The sequence below is a fragment of the Streptomyces sp. NPDC057877 genome (assembly GCF_042796855.1).
GTDB lineage: Bacteria > Actinomycetota > Actinomycetes > Streptomycetales > Streptomycetaceae > Streptomyces.
Genome location: NZ_JBHVMS010000011.1, coordinates 130,919 through 156,455 on the forward strand (window position 1 = coordinate 130,919; position 25,537 = coordinate 156,455).

Annotated in this window: 24 protein-coding genes and 5 tRNA genes; 21 read left to right on the forward strand and 8 right to left on the reverse strand. The window is 71.8% G+C overall.

Annotated features, from left to right (window positions below):
• The first annotated feature begins 30 nt into the window (after nt 1-30).
• The 8 genes from ACFVQG_RS30840 (at nt 31) to ACFVQG_RS30875 (ending at nt 3,662) form a co-directional block, all read left to right on the forward strand.
• Nucleotides 31-807, forward strand: coding sequence for a fumarylacetoacetate hydrolase family protein (locus tag ACFVQG_RS30840; protein WP_383389629.1), 777 nt, complete (start codon nt 31-33; stop codon nt 805-807).
• The gene (gene gltX / locus ACFVQG_RS30845; protein WP_383389631.1) at nt 800-2,314 is read left to right on the forward strand and encodes a glutamate--tRNA ligase; all 1,515 of its coding nucleotides are present in this window, start codon (nt 800-802) and stop codon (nt 2,312-2,314) included. The genes ACFVQG_RS30840 and gltX overlap by 8 nt, the downstream gene beginning before the upstream one ends.
• A gap of 34 nt (nt 2,315-2,348) precedes the next feature.
• Nucleotides 2,349-3,080, forward strand: a complete 732-nt coding sequence (locus tag ACFVQG_RS30850; RefSeq protein ID WP_383389633.1) for an HAD family hydrolase — start codon at nt 2,349-2,351, stop codon at nt 3,078-3,080.
• A 91-nt stretch (nt 3,081-3,171) separates the two neighbouring features.
• Nucleotides 3,172-3,243 (forward strand) — tRNA-Gln (locus ACFVQG_RS30855).
• Nucleotides 3,244-3,283: 40 nt separating this feature from the next.
• Nucleotides 3,284-3,356, forward strand: a tRNA-Glu gene (locus ACFVQG_RS30860).
• A gap of 40 nt (nt 3,357-3,396) precedes the next feature.
• Nucleotides 3,397-3,469 (forward strand) — tRNA-Glu (locus ACFVQG_RS30865).
• A gap of 20 nt (nt 3,470-3,489) precedes the next feature.
• A tRNA-Gln gene (locus ACFVQG_RS30870) sits at nt 3,490-3,561 on the forward strand.
• A 28-nt stretch (nt 3,562-3,589) separates the two neighbouring features.
• Nucleotides 3,590-3,662 (forward strand) — tRNA-Glu (locus tag ACFVQG_RS30875).
• Nucleotides 3,663-3,801: 139 nt separating this feature from the next.
• On the opposite strand, the gene ndgR is transcribed toward ACFVQG_RS30875, so the two are convergent.
• Nucleotides 3,802-4,518 carry an IclR family transcriptional regulator NdgR gene (gene ndgR / locus ACFVQG_RS30880; RefSeq protein ID WP_383389635.1) on the reverse strand — a complete coding sequence of 239 codons (717 nt, stop codon included), beginning with the start codon at nt 4,516-4,518 and terminating at the stop codon, nt 3,802-3,804.
• 187 nt (nt 4,519-4,705) lie between these two features.
• Here ndgR and leuC point away from each other — a divergent pair, with 187 nt between their 5' ends.
• The 4 genes from leuC to ACFVQG_RS30900 all read left to right on the forward strand — a co-directional run bounded on the left by leuC (nt 4,706) and on the right by ACFVQG_RS30900 (nt 8,019).
• Nucleotides 4,706-6,136: a 3-isopropylmalate dehydratase large subunit gene (gene leuC, locus ACFVQG_RS30885; RefSeq protein ID WP_383389637.1), complete on the forward strand. Its 1,431-nt coding sequence runs from the start codon at nt 4,706-4,708 to the stop codon at nt 6,134-6,136.
• Nucleotides 6,137-6,142: 6 nt separating this feature from the next.
• Nucleotides 6,143-6,736, forward strand: a complete 594-nt coding sequence (gene leuD, locus ACFVQG_RS30890) for a 3-isopropylmalate dehydratase small subunit (protein ID WP_383389639.1) — start codon at nt 6,143-6,145, stop codon at nt 6,734-6,736.
• Nucleotides 6,737-7,024: 288 nt separating this feature from the next.
• Entirely contained in the window at nt 7,025-7,255 is a 231-nt protein-coding gene (locus ACFVQG_RS30895; RefSeq protein ID WP_383389641.1) for a hypothetical protein, read from the forward strand.
• Between the two features lie 137 nt (nt 7,256-7,392).
• On the forward strand, nt 7,393-8,019 hold the full coding sequence (locus tag ACFVQG_RS30900) for an HU family DNA-binding protein (RefSeq protein ID WP_383389643.1): 627 nt from the start codon (nt 7,393-7,395) through the stop codon (nt 8,017-8,019).
• Nucleotides 8,020-8,119: 100 nt separating this feature from the next.
• On the opposite strand, the gene ACFVQG_RS30905 is transcribed toward ACFVQG_RS30900, so the two are convergent.
• Together ACFVQG_RS30905 and cofC are read right to left on the reverse strand one after the other, a co-directional pair.
• Nucleotides 8,120-8,323 carry a hypothetical protein gene (locus ACFVQG_RS30905; protein ID WP_383389645.1) on the reverse strand — a complete coding sequence of 68 codons (204 nt, stop codon included), beginning with the start codon at nt 8,321-8,323 and terminating at the stop codon, nt 8,120-8,122.
• A gap of 9 nt (nt 8,324-8,332) precedes the next feature.
• Nucleotides 8,333-8,971, reverse strand: a complete 639-nt coding sequence (gene cofC, locus ACFVQG_RS30910; protein ID WP_383389647.1) for a 2-phospho-L-lactate guanylyltransferase — start codon at nt 8,969-8,971, stop codon at nt 8,333-8,335.
• A 189-nt stretch (nt 8,972-9,160) separates the two neighbouring features.
• On the opposite strand from cofC, the gene ACFVQG_RS30915 reads away from it, so the two are divergent.
• From ACFVQG_RS30915 to ACFVQG_RS30925, 3 genes are all read left to right on the forward strand, one after another.
• Complete coding sequence (locus ACFVQG_RS30915) at nt 9,161-9,979, forward strand: lysophospholipid acyltransferase family protein (RefSeq protein WP_383389649.1); 819 nt, start codon at nt 9,161-9,163, stop codon at nt 9,977-9,979.
• Nucleotides 9,976-10,986 (forward strand): NAD(P)H-dependent glycerol-3-phosphate dehydrogenase, encoded by a 1,011-nt coding sequence (locus tag ACFVQG_RS30920; RefSeq protein ID WP_383389650.1) that lies wholly within the window; start codon nt 9,976-9,978, stop codon nt 10,984-10,986. The genes ACFVQG_RS30915 and ACFVQG_RS30920 overlap by 4 nt, the downstream gene beginning before the upstream one ends.
• Before the next feature lie 69 nt (nt 10,987-11,055).
• Nucleotides 11,056-12,213 carry a D-alanine--D-alanine ligase family protein gene (locus tag ACFVQG_RS30925; protein ID WP_383389652.1) on the forward strand — a complete coding sequence of 386 codons (1,158 nt, stop codon included), beginning with the start codon at nt 11,056-11,058 and terminating at the stop codon, nt 12,211-12,213.
• A gap of 2 nt (nt 12,214-12,215) precedes the next feature.
• On the opposite strand, the gene ACFVQG_RS30930 is transcribed toward ACFVQG_RS30925, so the two are convergent.
• Together ACFVQG_RS30930 and ACFVQG_RS30935 are read right to left on the reverse strand one after the other, a co-directional pair.
• Nucleotides 12,216-12,701 (reverse strand): DUF3515 domain-containing protein, encoded by a 486-nt coding sequence (locus ACFVQG_RS30930; RefSeq protein ID WP_383389654.1) that lies wholly within the window; start codon nt 12,699-12,701, stop codon nt 12,216-12,218.
• Between the two features lie 20 nt (nt 12,702-12,721).
• On the reverse strand, nt 12,722-12,955 hold the full coding sequence (locus ACFVQG_RS30935) for an Lrp/AsnC family transcriptional regulator (protein WP_210924442.1): 234 nt from the start codon (nt 12,953-12,955) through the stop codon (nt 12,722-12,724).
• A gap of 251 nt (nt 12,956-13,206) precedes the next feature.
• Here ACFVQG_RS30935 and ACFVQG_RS30940 point away from each other — a divergent pair, with 251 nt between their 5' ends.
• Nucleotides 13,207-14,172 carry a thiamine-phosphate kinase gene (locus tag ACFVQG_RS30940; protein WP_383389656.1) on the forward strand — a complete coding sequence of 322 codons (966 nt, stop codon included), beginning with the start codon at nt 13,207-13,209 and terminating at the stop codon, nt 14,170-14,172.
• Nucleotides 14,169-14,957, forward strand: a complete 789-nt coding sequence (gene thiD / locus ACFVQG_RS30945; protein WP_383389658.1) for a bifunctional hydroxymethylpyrimidine kinase/phosphomethylpyrimidine kinase — start codon at nt 14,169-14,171, stop codon at nt 14,955-14,957. Before ACFVQG_RS30940 ends, thiD begins: the two co-directional genes overlap by 4 nt.
• An 83-nt stretch (nt 14,958-15,040) precedes the next feature.
• On the opposite strand, the gene rpmB is transcribed toward thiD, so the two are convergent.
• The gene (gene rpmB / locus ACFVQG_RS30950) at nt 15,041-15,226 is read right to left on the reverse strand and encodes a 50S ribosomal protein L28 (RefSeq protein ID WP_003993230.1); all 186 of its coding nucleotides are present in this window, start codon (nt 15,224-15,226) and stop codon (nt 15,041-15,043) included.
• 223 nt (nt 15,227-15,449) lie between these two features.
• Between rpmB and ACFVQG_RS30955 the strand changes: the two genes are divergently transcribed.
• Nucleotides 15,450-17,129 (forward strand): DAK2 domain-containing protein, encoded by a 1,680-nt coding sequence (locus ACFVQG_RS30955; RefSeq protein WP_383389660.1) that lies wholly within the window; start codon nt 15,450-15,452, stop codon nt 17,127-17,129.
• Between the two features lie 15 nt (nt 17,130-17,144).
• On the opposite strand, the gene ACFVQG_RS30960 is transcribed toward ACFVQG_RS30955, so the two are convergent.
• Together ACFVQG_RS30960 and ACFVQG_RS30965 are read right to left on the reverse strand one after the other, a co-directional pair.
• Nucleotides 17,145-20,060: a tetratricopeptide repeat protein gene (locus tag ACFVQG_RS30960; RefSeq protein WP_383389662.1), complete on the reverse strand. Its 2,916-nt coding sequence runs from the start codon at nt 20,058-20,060 to the stop codon at nt 17,145-17,147.
• A complete protein-coding gene (locus ACFVQG_RS30965) occupies nt 20,057-21,916 on the reverse strand; it encodes an HSP90 family protein (protein WP_383389664.1) in 1,860 nt (619 codons plus the stop codon). Before ACFVQG_RS30965 ends, ACFVQG_RS30960 begins: the two co-directional genes overlap by 4 nt.
• 166 nt (nt 21,917-22,082) lie before the next feature.
• Here ACFVQG_RS30965 and recG point away from each other — a divergent pair, with 166 nt between their 5' ends.
• The 3 genes from recG to coaD all read left to right on the forward strand — a co-directional run bounded on the left by recG (nt 22,083) and on the right by coaD (nt 25,468).
• Nucleotides 22,083-24,296 carry an ATP-dependent DNA helicase RecG gene (recG, locus tag ACFVQG_RS30970; RefSeq protein WP_383389666.1) on the forward strand — a complete coding sequence of 738 codons (2,214 nt, stop codon included), beginning with the start codon at nt 22,083-22,085 and terminating at the stop codon, nt 24,294-24,296.
• 78 nt (nt 24,297-24,374) lie between these two features.
• Complete coding sequence (gene rsmD, locus ACFVQG_RS30975; RefSeq protein WP_383389669.1) at nt 24,375-24,962, forward strand: 16S rRNA (guanine(966)-N(2))-methyltransferase RsmD; 588 nt, start codon at nt 24,375-24,377, stop codon at nt 24,960-24,962.
• Between the two features lie 26 nt (nt 24,963-24,988).
• Nucleotides 24,989-25,468: a pantetheine-phosphate adenylyltransferase gene (gene coaD, locus ACFVQG_RS30980; RefSeq protein ID WP_383389959.1), complete on the forward strand. Its 480-nt coding sequence runs from the start codon at nt 24,989-24,991 to the stop codon at nt 25,466-25,468.
• The last annotated feature ends 69 nt before the right edge of the window (nt 25,469-25,537 follow it).

Consider the following 25,537-nt stretch of genomic DNA (forward strand, 5'->3'; position numbering starts at 1 on the left):
AGCCGCTTCAGTCAAGGGGCCAAGCAACCCGTGCGTATCGCCAGGTTCTCCATCGACGGGAACGTCGCCTTCGGCGCGGTCGAGGGCGACAAGCCGGACGAGCTAGTACTCGACATCATCAAGGGCATCCCGTTCGCGGACTTCGAACTCTCCGGTACGAAGGTGCCGCTGAGCAAGGTCCGGCTGCTGCCCCCGGTGCTCCCCAACAAGGTCGTCGCCTTCGGCCGCAACTACGCCGACCACGCCCGCGAACTGGGCAACGAGGTGCCCGAGGCGCCGTTCGCCTTCTTCAAGCCGTCCACCTCGGTGATCGGCCCCGGCGACGAGATCCAGTACCCGTCCTTCTCGTCGGAACTGCACCACGAGGCCGAGCTGGCCGTCGTCATCGGCCGGATGTGCCGCGAGGTCCCCCGCGAGCGCGTCAAGGACGTCATCCTCGGCTACACCTGCGCCAACGACATCACCGCCCGCGACGTCCAGAAGCGCGAGAAGCAGTGGGCGCGGGCCAAGGGCTTCGACACCTCCTGCCCGCTGGGCCCCTGGGTGGAGACCGACCTCGACCCGGCGGACCTGACCATCCAGCTCACGGTCAACGGCCAGCAGCGCCAGCTCGGCCGGACCAGCGAGATGACGCACTCCGTCGAGGACCTGATCGTCAACATCACCGAGGCCATGACGCTGCTCCCCGGCGACGTGATCCTCACGGGCACCCCCGCGGGCGTCGGCCCGCTCGCAGTCGGCGACGAGGTCGCCGTCAGCATCGAAGGCATCGGCACTCTCACCAACAAGGTTGTCAAGCGTGGCTAGCGCACCCTCCCCCAAGCTCTCGACCCCGCTCGAGCAGGGGGTACCCCCCCGCGTCCGTTTCTGCCCGTCGCCCACCGGCAACCCCCACGTGGGCCTGGTCCGCACCGCCCTGTTCAACTGGGCGTTCGCCCGCCACCACCAGGGCACGCTGGTCTTCCGCATCGAGGACACCGACGCGGCCCGCGACTCCGAGGAGTCCTACGAGCAGCTCCTGGACTCGATGCGCTGGCTGGGCTTCGACTGGGACGAGGGCCCCGAGATCGGCGGCCCGCACGCGCCGTACCGCCAGTCGCAGCGCATGCACCTCTACAAGGAGGTCGCGTCCAAGCTGCTGGAGGCCGGGCACGCCTACTACTGCTACTGCTCGCAGGCCGAGCTGGACACCCGCCGCGAGGCCGCCCGCGCCGCCGGAAAGCCCTCCGGCTACGACGGCCACTGCCGCGACCTGAGCGCCCAGCAGGTCGCCGAGTACCAGGCCCAGGGCCGCACCCCGATCGTCCGCTTCCGGATGCCCGACGAGACGATCACCTTCACCGACCTGGTCCGCGGCGAGCTGACCTTCACCCCGGAGAACGTCCCGGACTACGGCATCGTCCGCGCCAACGGGGCCCCGCTCTACACGCTGGTCAACCCGGTCGACGACGCCCTGATGGAGATCACCCACGTCCTGCGCGGCGAGGACCTGCTCTCCTCCACCCCGCGCCAGATCGCCCTGTACAAGGCGCTGATCGAGCTGGGCGTCGCCAAGGAGATCCCCGCCTTCGGGCATCTGCCGTACGTGATGGGCGAGGGCAACAAGAAGCTGTCCAAGCGCGACCCGCAGGCCTCGCTCAACCTCTACCGCGAGCGCGGCTTCCTGCCCGAGGGCCTGCTCAACTACCTCTCCCTGCTCGGCTGGTCCCTCTCCGCCGACCAGGACATCTTCACCACCGCCGAACTGGTCGCGGCCTTCGACATCGCGGACGTCAACCCCAACCCGGCCCGCTTCGACCTCAAGAAGTGCGAGGCCATCAACGGCGACCACATCCGCATGCTCGACGTGAAGGACTTCACCGCCCGCTGCGAGCCGTGGCTGAAGGCCCCGTTCGCCCCCTGGGCGCCGGAGGACTTCGACCAGGCCAAGTGGCACGCCATCGCCCCGCACGCGCAGACCCGGCTGAAGGTCCTCTCCGAGATCACGGACAACGTCGACTTCCTGTTCCTGCCGGAGCCGGTCTCCGACGAGCCGAGCTGGACCAAGGCGATGAAGGAGGGCTCCGAGGCTCTGCTGCGCACGGCCCGCGAGAAGCTCGAGGCGGCCGACTGGACCTCGGCGGAGTCCCTGAAGGAGGCCGTCCTCGCCGCCGGTGAGGCCCACGGCCTCAAGCTGGGCAAGGCCCAGGCCCCGGTCCGGGTCGCCGTCACCGGCCGCACGGTCGGCCTGCCGCTGTTCGAGTCCCTGGAGATCCTGGGCAAGGACAGCACCCTGGCCCGGATCGACGCGGCCCTGGCGAAGCTCACGGGCTGACACACGGGGGAGTCGACGCGCTACCTTCGGTGGCATGGCCATCCACGCCGTCGTCTGGGACGTCGACGACACCCTCTTCGACTACAGCACCGCCGACCGCGAGGGCATGCGGGCGCACCTCGTCACCGAGGGCCTGCTCGACGGACACGGATCCGTGGAGCGGGCCCTCGTGCGTTGGCGGGAGATCACCGACGCCCAGTGGGCCCGGTTCGCGGCCGGTGAGGTCGACTTCGAGACCCAGCGCAGGGACCGCACCCGGGTCTTCCTGGGCCGTGACCTGACGGACGCCGAGGCCGACGACTGGTTCGACCGCTACCTCGCGCACTACGAGGCCGCCTGGGCGCTCTTTCCCGACGTCCTGCCGGTCCTCGACGCCCTCGCCGCCAGCCACCGGCACGCGGTGCTCTCCAACTCCAGCCTCACCGTCCAGGACCGCAAGCTGCGCGTCCTCGGCGTCCACGAGCGCTTCGAGTCCATCCTGTGCGCCGCCGAACTCGGCGTCTCCAAGCCGGAGGCCGCCGCCTTCCTCGCCGCCTGCGACGCCCTCGGCCTGGCCCCGCACGAGGTGGCGTACGTCGGCGACCACCCGGAGATAGACGGGCGGGGCGCCGCGGACGCCGGATTGCTGTCGGTGTGGATCGACCGGCCCGGCGGGTACGCCACCGCCGTACCTCCGACGGGTCCGCATCGCATCGCGTCCCTGGCCGAACTGCCCTCCCTGCTCGGCGCGGATACTCGTTTTGGAGCCCCGTCCACCTTCGGGTAATGTTCTTCCTGCGCCGCGGGGAGCGGGCCGGAAGGCCGGAACCCTCCAGCGCAAAGCTAGAACAAGAACCCCTTTGGGGCTTGCGTTCCAGTGGCCTATGGTGTAATTGGCAGCACGACTGATTCTGGTTCAGTTAGTCTTGGTTCGAGTCCAGGTAGGCCAGCTCGCAGAGCTTGATCTGCGCCGCGGATCCCAGTCCGCAAGCCCCCGTTGTGTAGCGGCCTAGCACGCTGCCCTCTCAAGGCAGTAGCGCCGGTTCGAATCCGGTCGGGGGTACGGTGATGTCTCACGAGATGATCGCGGGACGATCGCTAGGGCCCCCGTTGTGTAGCGGCCTAGCACGCCGCCCTCTCAAGGCGGTAGCGCCGGTTCGAATCCGGTCGGGGGTACTGACTGGTCTAAACCACATTGGTCTATGGTGTAATTGGCAGCACGACTGATTCTGGTTCAGTTAGTCTTGGTTCGAGTCCAGGTAGACCAGCTCGGACCTGCGGAAACGCAGTGTCCACGCCCCCGTTGTGTAGCGGCCTAGCACGCCGCCCTCTCAAGGCGGTAGCGCCGGTTCGAATCCGGTCGGGGGTACGAGTCCCAAGGGCCTTCGCTTCGGCGGAGGCCCTTCGGCGTGTCCGGTACGGCGATCGATCCCGGTGCCCCGCCGGTGAGTTCGGGACCTGCCGCGGCGTTGAGGCAGGTCCCTTGTCCGTTCCGGCGGGGCGGGCGGTCAGCCCGTACGGCGAAGGGCCTCCGAGAGGCGGCCCGCGGCGTCGATGACCGCCTGGGCGTGCATCCGGCCGGGGTGGCGGGTGAGGCGCTCGATGGGGCCGGAGACCGAGACGGCGGCGACCACGCGGTTCGAGGGGCCGCGCACCGGCGCGGAGACGGAGGCGACGCCGGGCTCGCGCTCGCCGATCGACTGGGCCCAGCCCCGGCGCCGTACGCCGGACAGGGCCGTGGCTGTGAAGCGGGCGCCCTGGAGGCCGCGGTGCAGGCGCTCGGGCTCCTCCCAGGCCAGCAGGATCTGCGCGGACGAGCCCGCCTTCATCGTGAGGGTCGAGCCGACCGGGACCGTGTCCCGCAGACCGGACAGGCGTTCCGCAGCGGCGACGCAGATGCGCATGTCGCCCTGGCGGCGGTAGAGCTGGGCGCTCTCGCCCGTCACGTCACGCAGGTGCGTGAGCACCGGCCCCGCGGTCGCGAGCAGGCGGTCCTCGCCCGCCGCCGCGGCCAGCTCGGATAGGCGCGGGCCGAGGATGAAACGGCCCTGCATGTCGCGTGCCACCATGCGGTGGTGTTCCAAGGCCACGGCCAGGCGGTGAGCCGTGGGTCGAGCCAGTCCGGTGGCACCGACCAGACCCGCGAGGGTGGCCGGACCGGACTCCAGAGCGCTCAGGACGAGGGCCGCCTTGTCCAGAACGCCGACGCCGCTACTGTTGTCCATGCAACGATACTCGCGTCTCACTCTGTGAAACGCAAGTTCAATTTTCCGTGGAACACGCCACCCTGGATGGACACAGCGGCCCGCCGAGCAGCGGGCCAGGCGGCGGATGCCCGGACCGGGGCACGGGCGCCGTCACCGCACAGTCTCTAGTTGGGCCGGCGCACCATGGCCGGCCGGAGGGAAAGCGATGGGTAGGACACTCGCGGAGAAGGTCTGGGACGACCATGTCGTCCGGCGCGCCGAGGGCGAGCCCGACCTCCTCTACATCGATCTGCACCTGCTGCACGAGGTGACCAGCCCACAGGCCTTCGACGGGCTCCGCAAGAGCGGCCGCACGGTGCGCCGCCTCGATCTGACCATCGCCACCGAGGACCACAACACCCCGACCCTCGACATCGACAAGCCGATCGCCGACCCGGTCTCCCGCGCCCAGCTGGAGACCCTGCGCCGCAACTGCGCCGAGTTCGGCGTACGGCTGCACCCGCTCGGCGACGTCGAGCAGGGCGTCGTCCACGTGGTGGGCCCGCAGCTGGGTCTGACCCAGCCGGGCACGACCGTGGTGTGCGGCGACTCGCACACCTCCACGCACGGCGCGTTCGGCGCGCTGGCGTTCGGCATCGGCACCTCGCAGGTCGAGCACGTACTGGCCACCCAGACGCTGCCGCTGGCCCGCCCGAAGACCATGGCCATCACCGTCGACGGCGAGCTGCCCGACGGTGTGACCGCCAAGGACCTGATCCTGGCGATCATCGCGAAGATCGGCACCGGCGGCGGCCAGGGCTACGTCCTGGAGTACCGCGGCCCGGCCATCGAGAAGCTGTCGATGGAAGCCCGGATGACCATCTGCAACATGTCGATCGAGGCCGGTGCCCGCGCGGGCATGATCGCCCCCGACGACACCACCTTCGCGTACCTCAAGGACCGCCCGCACGCCCCCGAGGGCGCCGACTGGGACGCCGCGGTGGAGTACTGGAAGACGCTGCGCACCGACGACGACGCGGTCTTCGACGCCGAGGTGTTCATCGACGCCGCCGCGCTGTCGCCGTTCGTCACCTGGGGCACCAACCCCGGCCAGGGCGCGCCGCTTTCGGCCGCCGTCCCCGACCCGGCTTCGTACGAAGACGCTTCGGAGCGCCTGGCCGCCGAAAAGGCCCTGGAGTACATGGGGTTGAGCGCCGGGCAGCCGCTGCGCTCCATCGACGTCGACACGGTCTTCGTAGGTTCCTGCACCAACGGCCGCATCGAGGACCTGCGCTCCGCCGCCGAGATCCTGCGCGGCCGCAAAGTCGCCGACGGCGTACGGATGCTGGTCGTCCCGGGCTCCGCGCGGGTCGGTCTGCAGGCCGTCTCCGAGGGTCTGGACGTGGTCTTCAAGGAGGCCGGGGCCGAATGGCGGCACGCGGGCTGCTCGATGTGCCTGGGCATGAACCCCGACCAACTCGCCCCTGGCGAGCGCTCGGCGTCCACCTCAAACCGCAACTTCGAGGGACGGCAGGGCAAGGGCGGCCGTACGCACCTGGTGTCGCCGCAGGTCGCCGCGGCCACCGCGGTCCTCGGCCACCTGGCCTCCCCGGCCGACCTGTCCGAAGCCGCCGACCGTACGCCCGCTGGAGTCTGATCAAGCATGGAAGCCTTCACCACCCACACCGGCCGGGCCGTTCCGCTGCGCCGCAGCAATGTCGACACCGACCAGATCATCCCCGCCCACTGGCTCAAGAAGGTGACGCGGGACGGGTTCGAGGACGGGCTGTTCGAGGCCTGGCGCAAGGACCCGGAGTTCGTGCTCAACCGTCCGGAGCGCGAGGGCGCGTCGGTGCTGGTCGCCGGGCCCGACTTCGGCACCGGCTCCTCGCGCGAGCACGCCGTCTGGGCGCTGCAGAACTACGGCTTCAAGACGGTCATCTCGTCCCGCTTCGCCGATATCTTCCGCGGCAACTCGCTCAAGAACGGCCTGCTCACGGTCGTACTGGAGCAGAAGACCGTGGACGCGCTGTGGGAGCTGACCGAGCGCGACCCGCAGGCCGAGATCACCGTCGACCTGGAGAGCCGGGAGGTGCGCGCCGAGGGCGTCACCGCCTCCTTCGAGCTGGACGAGAACTCCCGCTGGCGGCTGCTGAACGGGCTGGACGACATCTCCATCACCCTCCAGAACGAGGCGGACATCGCCGCGTACGAGGCGGAGCGTCCCGCCTACAAGCCGCGGACCCTCCCGGTCTGATCCACCGGGCGCGCGGACCGGCCGAACCGGAGGCCGCGCAAGGTCGAGTTTCGGCCACCCGAGATCCACGCCGTACCCCCGATCGGCCCGATCGGGGGTACAGCCGTGTCTGGGGTCGGGCGGGTTGACGGGCCGGGCCGACGGCTTGCAACTTCCCACGTTAGAGCGGTGGTTGACGGGGTACGCGAGCCCTGACCCGGTGGTCGCGGTGCGGTCCGGGAGGGCCCGTCGAGGCGGCAGTTGCACCCCGAGCAGGCGACAACTCGCCCCAGATGGCACAATCTGTGCATGGAACACGACGGCCAACTCGAGCTGTATGCGGCGGTCGCGGGCCAACTCAAGGAAGCGCACGCAAGGGTGCGCGCACTGCAAGTCCCGGAGGGCGTACGGATGGCGCTGACCCGGAAGCTGCTGGTCATTACGGCCGCGGCCAAGCACGATCTCGCCGACGCGACAAGGCGGCTGGAACGGTTCATCGCGGACCTCGACGCGGGGCGATTCCCCGAAGAGGACGGCTGAACAAGTCCAAAGCGACCGAGTCGGTTGCGGCACAAGGGTGATTAGCCCGTTTCGTGTTTGATTTGCGGTATATATCTGCCTAACGTGCGAAAAAGCTTGAACAGTTTCGTTCTGGCGATGTCTCCGAAGGGGAAGACGTGAACAAGGCGCAGCTCGTAGAAGCGATTGCCGACAAGATGGGTGGCCGCCAGCAGGCCGCCGATGCTGTCGACGCGGTACTGGACGCCATCGTCCGCGCGGTCGTCGCGGGTGACCGGGTCTCGGTCACCGGCTTCGGTTCCTTCGAGAAGGTGGACCGTCCGGCCCGTTACGCCCGCAACCCCCAGACCGGGGAGCGGGTTCGGGTCAAGAAGACCTCGGTGCCGAGGTTCCGCGCGGGCCAGGGGTTCAAGGACCTGGTCAGCGGGTCGAAGAAGCTCCCGAAGGGCGACATCGCCGTCAAGAAGGCGCCGAAGGGCAGCCTGACCGGCGGTGCTGCCGCGACGGTCAAGAAGGCCGCCGCGAAGAAGACCACCAAGGCGGCCGCGGCGAAGAAGGCCACGGCCAAGAAGGCGCCCGCCAAGAAGACCACGGCGACCGCCAAGAAGGCGACGGCCAAGAAGGCCCCGGCCAAGAAGACCACGGCCACCGCCAAGACCGCCGCCGCGAAGAAGACCACCGCCAAGAAGGCCCCGGCGAAGAAGGCGACCGCCAAGAAGGCGCCCGCCAAGAAGTCGACGGCCCGCAAGACCACCGCCAAGAAGGCCACCGCCCGCAAGAAGTAAGCGGCAAGCACGCGCGGGCACGGGCACAGGGGCACTCACACGCCGGGCCGGACTCCCTCGGGAGCCCGGCCCGCGGCCTGTTTAGCAGTACGTCCCCTGGTCACAGGGTCTGGAGCGTCACCAGCGTGATCCGGCGGGCCTCGCCCTCGCCCTGCGTCTCGATGCGCACCCGCTGACCGGGCCGCAGCAGCCGCAGCCCGCCCGCGTCGAACGCGGCGGCGTCGAAGGGGACGGGTGTGCCGTCGTCGAGCAGCACCTGTCCGCTGCGCGTCCCGGCGTCGTACGTGTATGCGGTGGCGTGCATGACGGCAGCCTACTGCCCGGGAATGAGCAGCCGCGCGCTCACCGCCGCCGTATGGGACCCGACGCCCAGCGCGAGCGCGGCGCGCAGATCTTCGCCGGTGTCCACGTCCTGGCGTACGGAATCCACCGCGGTCAGCCTGAGTTCCACCGCTCCCGAGGCGCGATGGCGGGCCCGGGAATCCGTGCCGAATGCCGGGCGCAATTCCTGGCCGGGGGCGGCGGCCAGCAGAGTCGTACCGATTGCGGCCGCATCGGGGAGAAAAGCACGCGGAAATTCGGCGGCGGCGTCGAGGACCCGGGACAATTCCGTCGGGCGCAGCGCGGGAAGATCGGCATTGAGGGCGGCGACGGCGCTTTCCGGACGGGACACGCGTACGGTCGTCGCGGCGTACGCCAGTGCGGCGTTGAGGCCGCCCGCGGGCTCGTCCGGCACGATCCGGGCGCCCAGCGCGGCCAGCTCCCGGCCCGCCAGGGCGTCGTCCGTGACGACTGCCACATCACGCACCGCCGCCGCGGCCAGCGCCGCCGCCACGGTGTCCTGCGCGAACGCGAGGGCGAGGCCCGGGCGCAGCCCGTCCGCCGCGGTGTCCGCGAGCCTGCTCTTGGCCCGCGCCAAAGGCTTCAGGGGTATCACCAAGGTCCACTGCACGAGCGTTCCGTCCCTCTCTTGTCGCGGCCATTGTCACCCGGCCCATCCGGCGGTCCGCGATTCGGGAGGGGTGCGAAGCTCCTTGCAAGGGTGGGGGTGGGAGACGGGCGGGCGTACGGTGTTCTCGACAGACCGGCGGCCTGGGGCGACACTTGTGCGGCCCCCCAGGCCCTAGAGGAAGGTGTTCGCGTGCCCCGCCGCAGAATCGGCTTCTGGTACCGCTTCGCCGCGGTGATCTGCAAACCGCCGCTGGTGGTTCTGCTCAAGCGGGACTGGCGTGGAATGGAGCACATTCCGGCCGCGGGCGGATTTATCACCGCGGTGAACCACAATTCTCACGTCGACCCCTTCGCGTACGCGCACTTCCAGTACAACACCGGACGGGTTCCGCGATTCCTGGCGAAGAGCGGGCTTTTCCGGAAGGGGTTCGTCGGCGCCGCGATGCGCGGTACCGGGCAGATCCCCGTCTACCGCGAGAGCACCGACGCGCTCAGCGCCTTCCGGGCCGCGATCGCCGCGGTGGAGCGCGGCGAGTGCGTCGCCTTCTACCCGGAGGGCACCCTCACCCGCGACCCCGACGGCTGGCCCATGACCGGCAAGACCGGTGCCGCGCGCGTCGCCCTGCAGACCAGGTGCCCGGTCATCCCGGTCGCCCAGTGGGGCTGCAACGAACTGCTGCCGCCGTACGCCAAGAAGCCGCGTCCGCTGCCCCGCAAGACCTCCTACGTGCTGGCGGGCCCGCCCGTGGACCTCTCCCGCTTCTACGGCAAGGAGATGACCGCCGAGGTGCTGAAGGAGGCCACCGAGGTCATCATGGCCGCCGTCACCCGCCAGCTGGAGGAGATCCGCGGCGAGAAGGCGCCGGACCAGGTGTACGACCCGCGCGAGGTGCGGATCCAGCAGCGGCGCAGGACCCAGGCGCAGTCCGGCCGGGGCAGTGGAAGCGGTCGCAACGGTGACAGCGGCCGGGAGAGCACGAGCGGTCGGGAAATGGAGAGCGGCAAGTGAGCAAGCCCGTCAAGGCGGCGGTGTTCAGCGCGGGTTCGTGGGGCACGGCGTTCGGCATGGTGCTCGCCGACGCGGGCTGCGAGGTCACCCTGTGGGCACGCCGCCCGGAGGTCGCCGACGCGATCAACTCCACCCGGACGAACCCCGACTACTTCCCCGGTGTGGAACTCCCGCAGAACCTGCGCGCGACCACCGACCCGGCCGAGGCCGCCGCCGGAGCCGACTGGACCGTGCTGTCGGTGCCCTCGCAGACCCTGCGCGCCAACCTCGCCGAGTGGACGCCGCTGCTGGCGCCCGACACCGTGCTCGTCTCCCTGATGAAGGGTGTCGAACTCGGCACCACCATGCGGATGAGCGAGGTCGTCCAGGACGTCACCGGCGTCGGACCCGACCGGGTCGCCGTGGTCACCGGGCCCAACCTCGCCCGGGAGATCGCCGCGCGCATGCCCGCCGCCGCGGTGGTCGCCTGCACCGACGAGAGCGTGGCCCAGCGGCTCCAGGCCGTCTGCCACACGCCGTACTTCCGCCCGTACACCAACACCGACGTCGTCGGCTGTGAACTCGGCGGCGCGGTCAAGAACGTCATCGGCCTCGCCGTCGGCATCGCGGACGGCATGGGGCTCGGCGACAACGCCAAGGGCTCGCTCATCACGCGCGGGCTCGCCGAGACCACCCGGCTCGGGCTCGCCATGGGCGCCGACCCGCTGACGTTCTCCGGACTCGCGGGGCTGGGCGACCTGGTGGCCACCTGCTCCTCACCGCTGTCGCGCAACCACACCTTCGGCACCAACCTCGGCAAGGGCATGACCCTCAAGGAGACCATCGCGGTCACCAAGCAGACCGCCGAGGGCGTCAAGTCCTGTGAGTCCGTGCTGGATCTGGCCCGGAGCCACGGCGTCGACATGCCGATCACCGAGACGGTCGTCGCCATCGTGCACGAGGGCAAGTCCCCCGTGGTCGCGGTGAAGGAGCTGATGTCGCGCAGCGCGAAGCCGGAACGACACTGAGCGACCCCGCCGACGCGTGCGCCGCGCACGCTGTATCACCGCACTACCAACGGGTACCCTCATCGCGATATGAGCACCGAGAACCTCCCCCAGAGCCCCGAGCAGCCGTCCCGCAAGCCGCGTGTGGCCGTCGTGTTCGGCGGTCGCAGCTCCGAACACGGGATCTCCGTGGTCACCGCCGGCGCCGTCCTGCGGGCCATCGACCGCACCAGGTACGAGGTGCTGCCGATCGGCATCACCCAGGACGGCCGCTGGGCGCTCACCGCCGACGAACCGGAGCGGATGGCGATCACCGACCGCCGTACGCCCAGCGTCGACGAACTCGCCGAGTCCAGCGAGGGCGGCGTGGTGCTCCCCGTCGACCCGGCCAGCCGCGAGGTCGTCTACGCCGAACCGGGCTCGGTGCCCAAGGCGCTCGGCGAGGTCGACGTGGTCTTCCCGGTGCTGCACGGCCCCTACGGCGAGGACGGCACCCTTCAGGGGCTGCTGGAGCTGTCCGGGGTGCCGTACGTGGGTTCGGGCGTGCTGTCCTCGGCCGTCGGCCAGGACAAGGAGTACATGAAGCGGGTGTTCACCTCCTTCGGGCTCAAGGTCGGCCCGTACGTGGTGGTCCGCCCGCGCGAGTGGGAGCGGGACGAGTCCGCGGCCCGCAAGAAGATCGTCGACTTCGCCGGTGAGCACGGCTGGCCGCTGTTCGTGAAGCCCGCGCGCGCGGGTTCGTCGATCGGCATCACCAAGGTCGACGACATCGCCGGTCTGGACGAGGCCATCGCCGAGGCCCAGCGGCACGACCCGAAGATCCTCGTCGAGGCCGCGCTGCGCGGCCGGGAGATCGAGTGCGGGGTGCTGGAGTTCGAGGACGGCCCGCGCGCCTCCGTACCCGCCGAGATCCCGCCGCCGGACGCGCACGCCTACTACGACTTCGAGGCCAAGTACATCGACTCCACCCCCGGCATCGTGCCCGCCCCGCTCACCGAGGTGGAGACCGCCGAGGTGCGCGCGCTCGCCGTCGAGGCGTTCGAGGCGGCGTCCTGCGAAGGCCTCGTCCGGGCGGACTTCTTCCTCACCGAGGACGGCGAGTTCGTCATCAACGAGATCAACACGATGCCCGGCTTCACCCCGATCTCGATGTACCCGCAGATGTGGCAGGCGACGGGCGTGAGCTACCCGGAACTGGTGGACCGCCTGATCCAGGCGGCACTTCGGCGGTCCACGGGCCTGCGCTGACCCTAGTCGGCGATCCCCGCGGGGATCGCCTGCTTGACGGCCGGGGCCAGATCCACCAGTGCCCCGGAACTGTCGCTCCCCTCGGCCACGGTGACCTCGACATACGCGACCCGGTTCGCCGTGGTGAACCGGAACGCCCCGTCGTCCGCGGCCTCCTGGAGCCAGTCCACCCCGTTCACCCCACCGGCGACCGCCTTCGGGTCGGTCATCATCGGCGGCCGTACGACACCGCAGCGCAGTATGATCGCCGGGTTTCCCCAGCCCGCCGTGAGCGCGGAGGGGGGCTCGGGATCACGGCGTTCCAGACCGGCGACCTCGCGCGGCAGCGCCTTGTCCAGGTTCTGGCACACCTTGGTGACCTCGGCGCCCGGGCTGGGAACCGCGGTGACGGCGCTGTCGTCGCTTGAGGAGCAGCCCGCGACGCCGATCAACGCGGCGAGCGCGGGCGGCCCGATGACAAGGGGGCGCCGGTGACGGAAGAACTTCACCGGCCAAGCGTAGACGGGGGCTACAGATGGACGACCGGGCAGGTCAGGGTACGGGTGATGCCGTCCACCTGCTGGATCTTGGCGACCACCATGCGGCCCAGGTCGTCGACGGTGTCGGCCTGGGCGCGCACGATGACGTCATAGGGTCCTGTCACGTCCTCGGCCTGGATCACCCCAGGGATCTTGCTGATCGTCTCGGCGACGGTCGACGCCTTGCCGACCTCCGTCTGGATCAGGATGTACGCCTGTACCACGGAACCTCCAGGGCGGCCACGAGGATCATGTGGGGAAAAGGAACGCCACGGTATCGCGTCGCCGCTCGCCGCGGGGAGACCTGCGGAAACCGGGGCATGCGCGCCGGGGTGCGGGCGCCACGGAAGTTGACGGTCGCGACGGGTGTCACCCGGACGTGACACCGACCGTGGCCTCGACCGTGAACGAGGACACTGATGACGCGCGAACGGGGTTGGAGCTGGATGACTGGCATAGAAGGGGCGAAAGGGCGATGAAGGGCACTGTTGGTGAGCTGGGGGAATTCGGGCTCATCAGGGAGCTGACCTCCCGTCTCACCACCACCCCGGCGGTCCGGGTGGGCCCCGGCGACGACGCCGCGGTGGTGGCCGCGCCCGACCGCAGGGTGGTGGCCAGCACCGACATCCTGGTGGAGGGGCGGCACTTCCGCCGTGACTGGTCCACCGCCTACGACGTGGGGCGCAAGGCCGCCGCGCAGAACCTCGCGGACATCGCGGCCATGGGCGCCGTACCGACCGCGCTGCTGCTCGGTCTGGTCGTGCCCTCCGAACTGCCGGTGACCTGGCCGACCGAGCTGATGGACGGGCTGCGCGACGAGTGCCAGGTCGCCGGTGCCTCGGTGGTCGGCGGGGACGTCGTCGGCGGCGACACCATCATGATCTCGATCACCGCGCTCGGCGATCTGCGCAACCAGGAGCCGGTCACCCGGGCCGGGGCCCAGCCCGGCGACCTGGTCGCCGTGACCGGCTGGCTGGGCTGGTCCGCCGCCGGGTACGCGGTGCTGTCGCGCGGCTTCCGCTCCCCGCGCGCCTTCGTCGAGGCGCACCGGCGACCGGAACCGCCGTACCACGCGGGTCCCGCCGCGGCCGGGCTCGGCGCGACCGCCATGTGCGACGTGAGCGACGGGCTGATCGCCGACCTCGGGCACATCGCCGAGGCCAGCAAGGTGCGGATCGACGTCCGGTCCGCCGCGATCGACATCCCGTCGCAGATGAACGACATCGGCCAGGCCGTCGGCGTCGACCCCATGCAGTGGGTGCTGACCGGGGGAGAGGACCACGCGATCGTGGCGACCTTCCCGCCGGACGTGAAGCTGCCCGCCCGCTGGAAGGTCATCGGCGAGGTCCTCAACCCCTCCGCGCTGCCCCAGGTGACCGTCGACGGGGCGCCCTGGACCCGTAAGGGCGGCTGGGACCACTTCGGGGACATCGAGTCATGAGCGGCCCGCCCAGGGTGCTCACCGTCGCCGGGTCCGACTCCGGCGGCGGGGCCGGGATCCAGGCCGACCTGAAGACGATGCTCGCGCTCGGCACCCACGGCATGAGCGTGATCACGGCGGTGACGGCGCAGAACTCGCTCGGGGTGCAGGGCGCCTGGCCGCTGCCCGTGGACGCGGTGCGGGCCCAGTACCGCAGCGTCGTCGACGACATCGGCGTCCAGGCCGTCAAGACCGGGATGCTCGCCTCGGCGGAACTCGTCGAGGCGGTCGCCGAACTGGTCGGCGGGACGGACGCGCCCACCGTCGTGGACCCGGTGGGGGTCTCCAAGCACGGGGACTCCCTGCTGGCCGCCTCCGCGCTGGACTCCGTACGCGCCAAGCTGCTGCCCGTCGCCACCGTGGCCACCCCCAACCTCGACGAGGTGGCCCAGCTGACCGGCGTCCGGGTCGAGTCCGAGGAGCAACTGCGGGAGGCCGCCGCCGCCATGCTGGCGTACGGGCCCCGGTGGGTGCTGATCAAGGGCGGGCATCTGCCCGGGGACGCCGTGGACCTGCTCACCGACGGCTCCGAGGAGCACTGGCTACGGGCGCCGCGCCACGACAACCGGCACACCCACGGCACCGGCTGCACCCTCGCCTCCGCGATCGCCGCGCACCTGGCCAGGGGGGAGTCCGTGCCGGAGGCGGTCACGGCGGCGAAGGAGTACGTCACCGGGGCGATCGCGGCCGGGTTCGCGCTGGGGGGCGGGATCGGGCCGGTGGATCACGGGTGGCGGTTCCGGTAGCCGGACACAGCAAGAAGCCGGTCCACGCTCGGTGGACCGGCTACTCACAGCGAACCGACGGTGGCCGCGCGCTTAACTGGGCGTCAGCGCGAGACCTTGCCGGCCTTGATGCACGAGGTGCAAGCGTTCACGCGCTTCGGCGTCCCGCCGACCACGGTACGCACACGCTGGATGTTCGGGTTCCAGCGGCGGGACGTACGGCGGTGCGAGTGCGAGATGTTGTTGCCGAAGCCCGGCCCCTTGCCGCAGACGTCGCAGTTGGCAGCCACGGGTCACTCCAAAGACTTCAGATGCACTTACGGTTGATCCCGGCATGCCGGAATCAAGATCACGGACTCTACGAGCCCACTGCGATCTGAGTGGCGTTGCCAGGGGGAATGGCCCGATCGGGATCGGGCAACCGGAGCAGCATACAACGGCTGCGCCCGTACAACGAAACTACCATGGCGGGCTACGCTGCGTGCCACGTCCAGCCAGCTCAAGGAGGCGCAGGTGGCGCAGGTGCCGCAGACGTTCTTCGATGCTCTCGCGGTGCGCACCTGGTGCGGGCTCGCGCTCGCGGCGCTCGGCCGCTCGCGCGAGGAGATCGACGCGATCAACGTCTACCCCGTGGCGGACGGGGACACCGGCACCAACCTGTATCTGACCGTCGAGTCGGCCGCCGCCGCGGTGGAGGCGGTGTTCGCCGCCCATGAGGTCGCCGGTGGCCGGGACGACGCTGCCGGGAAGCCCTCCGTGGCCGAGGCCGCGCGGGCGATGGCGCACGGGGCGCTCATAGGGGCCCGCGGCAACTCCGGGACGATCCTCGCGCAGCTGCTGCGCGGCATGGCCCAGGTGCTCGCCGCCGACGACGAGACCCCGCACACCGACGGCCAGGGGCTGCGGCTCGCGTTGCGGCACGCCGCCGAGTCCGCCCGGCAGGCGGTGGCCCACCCGGTGGAGGGCACCGTCCTGACCGTGGCGTCCGCCGCCGCTGACGCCGCCGAGACGGTCGCCGCCGCCGTGGCCGACTGCGGGGCCGTCGCGCGGGCTGCCTACCGGGGCGCGCGGACCGCGCTCGCCGCGACGCCGGGGCAGCTGGCCGTACTCGCGCGGGCGGGGGTGGTCGACGCCGGGGGGCGGGGGCTGGTGGCGGTCCTGGGGGCGCTGGTGGAGACGTTCACGGGGGAGACGCCGGGGGAGGTGTCGCGGGGCGCCGGGGTGGCCGTGGAGACGCCTCACGAGGCGGGTGACTGCGCGGAGGCCGGTGGGCCCGCGTTCGAGGTGATCTACCTCCTGGAGGCCGACGACGCGGCCGTGGCCCGGCTGCGGGAGCGGCTCGACGCGCTCGGCGACTCGCTCGTGGTGGTCGGCGGCGACGGGCTGTGGAACGTCCATGTGCACGTCGACGACGCGGGCGCCGCCGTGGAGGCGGGCGTCGAGGCCGGACGGCCGTACCGGATCCGGATCACGCACTTCGGCGCCGGGGACGTGCACACCGCGCGGGGTGATCGCCCGCCCCAGGAGCGGGCACAGCGGGCCGTGGTGGCCGTGGTGCCCGGCGAGGGGCTGGCGGGGCTGTACGCCGACGCGGGCGCCACGACCGTGCTCGCCCGGCCCGGGGAGCCGCCCGCGAGCGGGGAACTGGTCCAGGCCGTACGACGGGCCCACGCGCGCGAGGTGGTGCTGCTGCCCAACGACGCCGAACTGCGCCACACCGCCGCCGCGGCGGCCGAGCAGGCCCGCGAGGAGGGCGTCCGGGTGGCGCTGATCCCGACCCGCTCCGCGGTGCAGGGCATCGCCGCGCTCGCCGTGCACGAGCCGGGGCGCCGGTTCGACGAGGACGTGGTGGCGATGACCTCCGCGGCGGGCGCCACCCGCTACGCCGAGGTCGCCCTCGCCGAACGGCAGTCCTGGACCACGGCCGGGATCTGCCAGGCCGGGGACGTGCTCGGGCTCGTCGACGGGGACGTGGCCGTGATCGGTGCCGACGTCACCGCCACCGCGGAGACCGTCCTCGACCGGATGCTCGCCGCGGGGGGCGAGCTGGTCACCATCGTGCTCGGCGACGGGGTCCCCGAATCCGTCGCCGAGCGTCTGGAGAGCCGGGTCCGGGACGCGTATCTCGCCGTGGACACGGTGGTGTACCGGGGTGGACGGCAGGGGTCGCTGGTGCTCATCGGGGTGGAGTGAACACCGCTGCCCCGCTCACGTGTCCTGTTCGGCCGTGAGCTGGAGTATCTGCTCCGCCTCCGCGCGCCGGGACCGTGCCGTCTCGTCGTCCTCGGGGGCGTCGGCGTAGGCGTCGAGGACCGCACGCGCGCGTGCCGTCGCCCGCGCGGGGCGGCCCAGGTCGGCCTCCAGCCAGCCCGCGGCGAGTTCGGCCGCCGTACGGCCGTGCAGACCGTCCGGGCCGAGCGCCCCGAACGCCTCCATGGCCCGCGCCATCTGCGCCAGCGCCGCCTCGAACGCCTCCTGGATGGAGCCGTCCTCCGCGTCCTCGGCGGACGAGCGGGCCAGCAGGTCGCCGAACTGGCGGTGGGTGTGGCCCAGCTCCGCGGTGAGCTGCTGCCGGGTCTCCTCGTCGGCCGCCTCCGCCAGCGCCGTCGCGCACTCCCCGAGGGCGTCGCCCATCAACTGCCGGGCGCCGTCCGTCCCGTCCTCGGTGCGCAGGGCGAGCCAGGCGCGGGCGCGCAGCGAGCGCACCAGGCCGGGCGCGTTGCCGAGGGTGCGCCACAGCTCGCCCGCGCGCGCGTACGCCCGGTCCGCTTCGGCGGGCAGCCCGGCCTGTCCGAGGGACTCGGCGGCCAGGTGCGCGAGGGTGGCGTGGTCCTGCTGTTCCGGCCAGTGCCGGGCGGTCTCGGCGGCCTGGAGCCGCCGCTCGGCCGCCGCGTGGTGCTCGCCCAGCTCGCTCAGGCAGTCGCCGAGCCACCACCGCGTCTGGACGACCGCGCCGTCCCCGTGCGTCTCGGCGGTCAGGTCGGGCAGCGCCGACTCCAGCACCTCGGCGGCCTCGGCCCAGCGGCCCTGCCGCAGCAGGAACCCGCCCAGCAGGTGCCGCGCCCAGGCCCCGAGCGCCGGGCCGCCGTCCGCCTCGTCGGCCCAGTGCGCGGCCTCCAGGGCGTGCTCCGCGGCCTCCTCGGGCCGTCCCGTGGCGCCGAGCACCTCGGCGAGCTGGAGGTGCAGCTGGGCCCGGCCAGGCGCCTCCACGTACGGCCCGCCGTGCTCCAGGGCCGCCCGCAGCGCCCGCTCGGTCCGGTCCAGGTCGCCCAGGCGGTGGGCGAGGGCGGCCAGCTGTGCCTCGTACTCCACGGCGAACCAGGGCAGTCCCGCGGCCACGAAGTCCGCCGCCGCGCGGGTGAGCCGCTCCACGGCCGCCGGTGCGTCGCCGGTGTGCGCCGCCAGCTCGCCCAGCATGGCCCGCGCCTCGGCGGCCCGCGCCGCGAGCCGCACATCGTCGCCGCCGTACCCGTCGACGAGGGCCAGCACCTCGCGTACGGCCGCCTCGGCGTCGGCCACGGCCCCGGAGCCGCCGCCCGCGTGCACCGCCCGCAGCAGGATGCGGGCGCGCCCCATGAGGACGGACGCGGTCTGCCGCAGGCCCGTGCCGCCCTCGGCGTACAGGCCGAGGATCCGCTCGTACGGCTCGGCGACGGCGGTGAGCGCGGCGTCGATGTCGCCGGACAGGGCCCGCAGGTACGCCCCACGCGCGCGTGCCGACAGCGCCTCGCCCGGGTCGCCCGCCTCGGCGTACAGGCGGGCCGCCCGCTCGAACAGCTCGATGCCGTCGGGGCCCGCGTCCATCGCCCGGTGGTCGGTGATCTCCGCGCGGGTGTGGGCGTCCAGCTCGGCGCCCTCGGCCGCCCGCGCGACCGCCGCCCACGCCTCTACGGCGTGCGGTCGCAGGTTCTCCGACAGCTCCCGGGCCTCGGCCAGCAGGGCGGTCAGGTCGCGTACGGCGGGCTCCGGCGCGGTGGGCGGTGCCGCGACCGGGGCCACGGCCGCCGGACGCGGCGCGCGCACCCCGAGCGGCAGCCGGTCGGCCAGCGGGCGCCGGTCCATCCGCGCGCGTGTCTGCTCGCCCACGTAGGGCGTGCCGTTGCGCCGGTCGAACCGGGCCGCCAGTTCCAGGGCCTCCTCGCGCGCGTGGACGGCGAGTTCACCGGCCGTCCAGTCACGGCCGGGCGGCCCCGGCACCTGCCGGTCGGCGAGCCCCAGCTCCGTCAGCCGGTCCATGAGCAGCGTCACGACGCTCAGGAACTCCATCCGGCTGCGCGGATTGCCGGTGTCCGTGAAGTAGGCCGGTCGCTCCGCGAGCAGTTCGAGCCCGCGCGCCTCGTTGCCGGTGAGCGCGCAGAACTCCACGTGGTCCGCGTACGCGCCCCGCATGCTCTCCATGGTCCGTACCAGCCGGAAGCCCCGCAGGTGGTGGGTGCGCGCCTCCTCCGTGCGGCCCAGCCGCAACAGCGGCACCAGCGAGGACGCGAGCGCCGCGTGCGGCTCGTGGGCGCACGTGAACTCGCCCTCCAGGACCGGCGCCCACAGCCGCAGCGCCTCCTCGTCGCGGGCCAGCTCCGCCTGCCACCAGCCCTGCGAGTGCAGTTCGCAGGCGTGGCAGTCGGCCATGCTGTCCCGGTCGGCGGCCAGCCACGCGGCGTACGCGCGCCGCGCGCGCGGGATGTCGCCCACATGCGCGGCCACGCTGAACTCCGCGCTGCGCACGGCCCGTTCGGAGTGCCCCGCCAGCCGGTAGCGGTGCTCCATCTCGCCGAGCCACTTCTCGATGGACGCCAGCGGGATGTGCGGCTGGCCCAGCATGCCCGCCGTCATCCACTTGAAGACCCAGTGCAGGGAGTGCGTCTCGTACTCGTCGAAGTCCTCGGGGTTCTCGTCCCACATGCGCAGCAGGCGCGCGAAGGGGACGAACATCTTGTCCTTCTCGGAGCTGTAGTTGTAGACCTGCAACTGGTGCCCGAGCGCCTCGATCACGGCGAGCGGGATGTCCAGCTTCTCGGCCTCCGCGAGGAGTTGCTCCGCGCGCGCGTTGCGTGCCGGTCCCTCCGGCTGCTCGGAGTTCTCCGCCATCGCCGTGCGCAGCGCGTCGAAGTCCGTGATCTCACTCATGCCTGACCGCCCCCCGTGGAGTCAGAGTCGTTGCCGCTGTGGGTGGCCCACTCCAGCAGGCCGATGAAGGCCCGGTTCAGCAGGGCCGAGTCCGCGGGCCTGAGCGGGCGTTGCGCCATCAGCAGGGCCTGCCCGTACAGCGACTCCGTGGCGGTGCCGATCAGCTCCCGGTCGCCGAGCGAGCTGATCCTGCGGATCAGCGGGTTGAGGTGGTTGAGCACCAGCCGCGCGCGCGGGGCGCTGCCCCGCAGCGAGCCCAGGATGCCCGCCCACAGGTCGTCTGCCTGCTCCTCGGCCGCCGCCCGCGCCTGCTCGTGCCGGGCCGCCCGGTCGTCCAGATGCAGCGCGGGCACGGACAGCGGGTGGAAGGCGCGCAGGACGACATCGCAGCCCAGCGGGTCGAGCGCGGCCCGCGCGGCAGCCAGGAAGCCGGACAGGGCCAGTTCCTCGGCCGGGTCGACGGCGTCCAGGTGCGCGGTCACGGTGTCGGCGTCCAGCTCGGCCACCGCCGTCCCCGGGCGCACCGAGGGCAGCGCCTCGACCAGCTCGGTGTCGTAGGTGTAGCCGCCGTTCACGACACCGATGCCCTGCGCGGAGGCGATCGGCGCGACCTGCCGGAACTCCTCGACGGTCCGTGTGAAGTGCACCACCGGGTGCCGCTGCGCGAACTCCTCCAGGGACAGCCGCCCGTCGGTCGTCTCGAACGGCAGCCACGGCAGCATCACCCGCAGCATGTCCCTGTCGTGCCGCGCGAGCGACTTCACGCCCAGGTGGTGCACGGCGAGGAAGGCCGCCAGCCGTTCCGGGTCACCGGCGGCGAGGCCCGTCAGCCACGAGCGGATCCTTTCTCCGAGCGCCTCCCGCACGGCGGCGAGGGTCTCGTCCTCGTACAGCGACTCGCGCGAGGCGGTCGGCCGCAGGCTGTCCGTGTCCAGCACACAGCGCACGAAGAACGCCCAGTCGGGCAGCAGTTGCTCGGCCCGCTCGGTCAGCAGCATGCCCTTGAGGTGCACCCGGTGCCGGGCCCGCTGCGCCGGACTGACCGCGGACGGCAGCACGTACGCGACCCCGCGGATCCCGGCGAGCGGCACGTCCAGCTCGATCGAGTCCAGCGGGGTGAAGCCGAACAGCTCGTGGCAGTGCCGGGCGAGGGCCACCCTGCGGGTCGCGGGGGAGGGGTACGGACGGTCCCAGGGCGCGGGCAGATCGGTGACCGCCTCCTCGCCCACCCGGACGTCGTACGGCAGCAGCGACCCGAAGTCGCGGGCCAGGCCGAGGACACGCTCCTCGGTGAGCCACTCCCCGGCACCGGCACGCGCCCGCAGGTGCACGGTCGTGCCCGGTTCCGGCCGGGCGTCGTCCGGCAGGGTGCGCACGGTGTACGAGCCGTCGTCCGTCGCCGTCCACTCCACGGGCCGGGCGTCCGGCGTACGGGCGCTGCGGCTGACGACGCGGATCCGCTCGGCGACCACGAAACAGGCCAGCAGCCCGATGCCGAACTGCCCGAGGAAGTCGGCGCGGGCCTCCTGGAGCCCGTCGGCCGCGTCGGCGCGCTTGGAGCTGCGGCCGATCGTCGCCAGCAGGTTGTGCACGTCGTCCTCGGTGAGCCCGACCCCGGAGTCCTCCACCCGCAGGGCGCCGCCCTCGGCGGTCAGCCGCACCCGGGCCGGGGCGTCGGGCTGTACGGCCCGCCGGGCCGTGATGGCGTCCACGGCGTTCTGGAGCAGCTCGCGCAGGTAGACCCTGGGACTGGAGTACAGGTGATGGGACAGCAGGTCCACCAGACCGCGCAGGTCGACCTGGAACGTATGAGGTGACTGGGATGCCTGGGATGGCTGTGAGGTCTGGGAGTCCATCGTCGCTGCGCCGGTGGGGGGACTGGCGACGGCGCGGGGTCGGGCGGCCCCGGTGAGGCGGTGACCGCGGAAGGATGGCCGGAGCGCGTCATCCTAAGGCCGCAACCAGCCGCCTGACCAGGGGTTTCCCGAGACGTATACGGCATTGTCAGTGGCGTGGTGTGCAATGGATCTCGTGCCCGCACTGAATGAACCGCTGCGACAACCGCTGAAGTCGGTGCTCGGCCCCGCCACCGCGAAGGTGATGGCCGAGCACCTCGGCCTGCACACCGTCGGCGACCTCCTCCACCACTACCCGCGCAGATACGAGGAGCGCGGCCAGCTCACCCACCTCGCCGACCTCCCCATGGACGAGCACGTCACGGTGGTCGCGATGGTCGCCGACGCCCGGCTGCACACCTTCGCCTCCAGCAAGGCCCCCCGCGGCAAGGGCCAGCGCCTGGAGGTCACCATCACCGACGGCAGCGGACGCCTCCAGCTGGTCTTCTTCGGCAACGGCGTGCACAAGCCCCACAAGGAACTCCTGCCGGGCACCCGAGCGATGTTCGCGGGCAAGGTCTCCGTCTTCAACCGCCGCCTCCAGCTCGCCCACCCGGCCTACGAACTCCTGCGCGGCGACACGGAGGAGGCCGTGGACACCTGGGCGGGCGCCCTCATCCCGCTCTACCCCGCCACCGCCAAGCTGGAGTCCTGGAAGATCGGCAAGGCGATCCAGACGGTTCTGCCGACCGCCCAGGAAGCCGTCGACCCCCTGCCCGACGCCCTCCGCGCGGGCCGGGGCCTGCTCCCCCTCCCCGAGGCCCTCCTCAAGATCCACCGCCCCCACACCAAGGCCGACATCGCCGACGCCCGCGCCCGCCTCAAGTGGGACGAGGCCTTCGTCCTCCAGATCGCCCTCGCCCGCCGCCGCCACACCGACGCCCAACTCCCGGCCGTGGCGCGCCGCCCCCGCCCCGACGGCCTTCTCGCCGCCTTCGACGACCGCCTTCCCTTCACCCTCACCGACGGCCAGCGCAAGGTCTCCGAGGAGATCTTCACCGACCTGGCGACGGAGCATCCGATGCACCGGCTGCTCCAGGGAGAGGTGGGCAGCGGAAAGACGATGGTCGCCCTGCGCGCCATGCTCGCCGTCGTCGACGCGGGCGGGCAGGCCGCGATGCTCGCGCCGACCGAGGTGCTCGCGCAGCAGCACCACCGGTCGGTGGTGGAGATGATGGGGGAGCTGGCCGAGGGCGGGATGCTCGGGGGAACCGAGCACGCCACCAAGGTGGTGCTGCTCACCGGCTCGATGGGGGCGGCGGCCCGGCGGCAGGCGCTGCTCGACCTCGTCACCGGGGAGGCCGGGATCGTCATCGGCACGCACGCGCTGATCGAGGACAAGGTGCAGTTCCATGACCTCGGGCTGGTCGTCGTCGACGAGCAGCACCGGTTCGGCGTGGAGCAGCGCGACGCCCTGCGCGGCAAGGGCAAGCAGACCCCGCATCTGCTGGTCATGACCGCCACGCCCATTCCCCGTACGGTCGCGATGACCGTCTTCGGTGATCTGGAGACGTCCGTCCTCGACCAGCTCCCCGCCGGGCGCTCCCCGATCGCCAGCCATGTCGTCCCGGCCGCGGACAAGCCCCACTTCCTGTCCCGGGCCTGGGAACGGGTGCGTGAGGAGGTCGGCAAGGGCCACCAGGCGTACGTCGTCTGTCCCCGGATCGGGGACGAGGACGACACGCCGGGCGCCAAGAAGAAGGCCCCCCAGGACGACGCCGAGAAGCGTCCGCCGCTCGCCGTCCTCGACATCGCCGACCAGCTCGCCAAGGGCCCCCTCCAGGGACTCGGCGTCGAGGTGCTGCACGGCAGGATGCCGCCCGACGACAAGGACGCCGTGATGCGCCGCTTCGCCGCGGGCGACACCGACGTCCTGGTGGCCACGACCGTCATCGAGGTCGGGGTGAACGTGCCCAACGCGACCGTCATGGTGATCATGGACGCCGACCGCTTCGGCGTCTCCCAGCTCCACCAGTTGCGCGGCCGGGTGGGCCGTGGCTCGGCGCCGGGCCTGTGCCTGCTGGTCACCGAGATGCCGGAGGCGAGCGCCGCCCGGCAGCGGCTGAACGCGGTCGCCGCCACCCTCGACGGCTTCGAGCTGTCCCGTATCGACCTCGAACAGCGCCGCGAGGGCGACGTCCTCGGCCAGGCCCAGTCCGGCGCCCGCACCAGCCTGCGGATGCTCGCGGTCATCGAGGACGAGGAGATCATCGCCGAGGCCAGGGAGGAGGCCACGGCAGTCGTCGCCGCCGACCCGGAGCTGACCGGGCTCCCCGGCCTGCGGACGGCCCTGGACGCCCTGTTGGACGAGGAGAGGGAGCAGTACCTGGAAAAGGGGTGAGCAGGCCACCCCAGGGGCGCGGGGAACCGCGCGACCAGCCACACTGAACGTGAAGCCGCCCACGACCAAGGACTACAGATGACCCGCGTGATCGCCGGCGCAGCCGGCGGCCGTCTCCTGGCCGTCCCACCGGGCACCCGCACCCGCCCCACCTCCGACCGCGCACGCGAGGGCCTCTTCTCCACCTGGCAGTCCCTGCTCGGCGGCCCCCTGGACGGCGAACGCGTCCTCGACCTGTACGCCGGCTCCGGCGCCGTGGGCCTGGAGGCCCTCTCCCGTGGCGCCGGTCACGCCCTGCTCGTCGAGGCCGACGCCCGGGCCGTCCGCGTCGTCCGGGAGAACGTCAAGTCGCTGGGCCTGCCCGGCGCCGAGGTCAGAGCGGGCAAAGCGGAACAGATCATCCGTACCGCCCCACCGCGGCAGCCGTACGACCTGGTCTTCCTCGATCCGCCGTATGCCGTCACCGACGACGATCTTCGGGAGATCCTGCTCACACTCCGCACGGAAGGGTGGCTCGCGGCCGACGCGCTCGTCACCGTGGAGCGCAGCACCAGAGGCGGTGAATTCCGGTGGCCCGACGGCTTTGAGCCGATCCGGGCCCGTCGCTACGGCGAGGGAACGTTTTGGTACGGTCGCGCCGCCTCTACGTGCGAAGACGCACGATGACCGGACCGGAGAGCGAGGGATCACAAGTGCGCCGCGCCGTCTGCCCCGGGTCGTTCGACCCGATCACCAACGGACACCTCGACATCATCGCCCGCGCCTCGCGTCTGTATGACGAGGTCTATGTCGCGGTGATGATCAACAAGTCCAAGAAGGGCCTGTTCGAGATCGACGAGCGGATCGACCTCATCCGCCAGGTCACCGCCGAGTACGGCAACGTCCGCGTGGAGGCCTTCCACGGTCTGCTGGTCGACTTCTGCAAGCAGCGCGACATCCCCGCCATCGTCAAGGGCCTGCGCGCGGTCAGCGACTTCGACTACGAACTCCAGATGGCCCAGATGAACAACGGCCTCACCGGCGTCGAGACGCTTTTCGTGCCCACCAACCCCACCTACAGCTTCCTGTCGTCCTCCCTGGTCAAGGAGGTCGCGCAGTGGGGCGGCGACGTCTCCCACCTGGTGCCGCCGCAGGTGCTGTCCGCCCTCGCCGAACGGCTCCGGCAGGACTGAACGGCTGACGGCTCATCACCCGGTGTCCCCCGGGCGCCCCATGGCCGTACAGTCGTCCCGTCCGTCTCC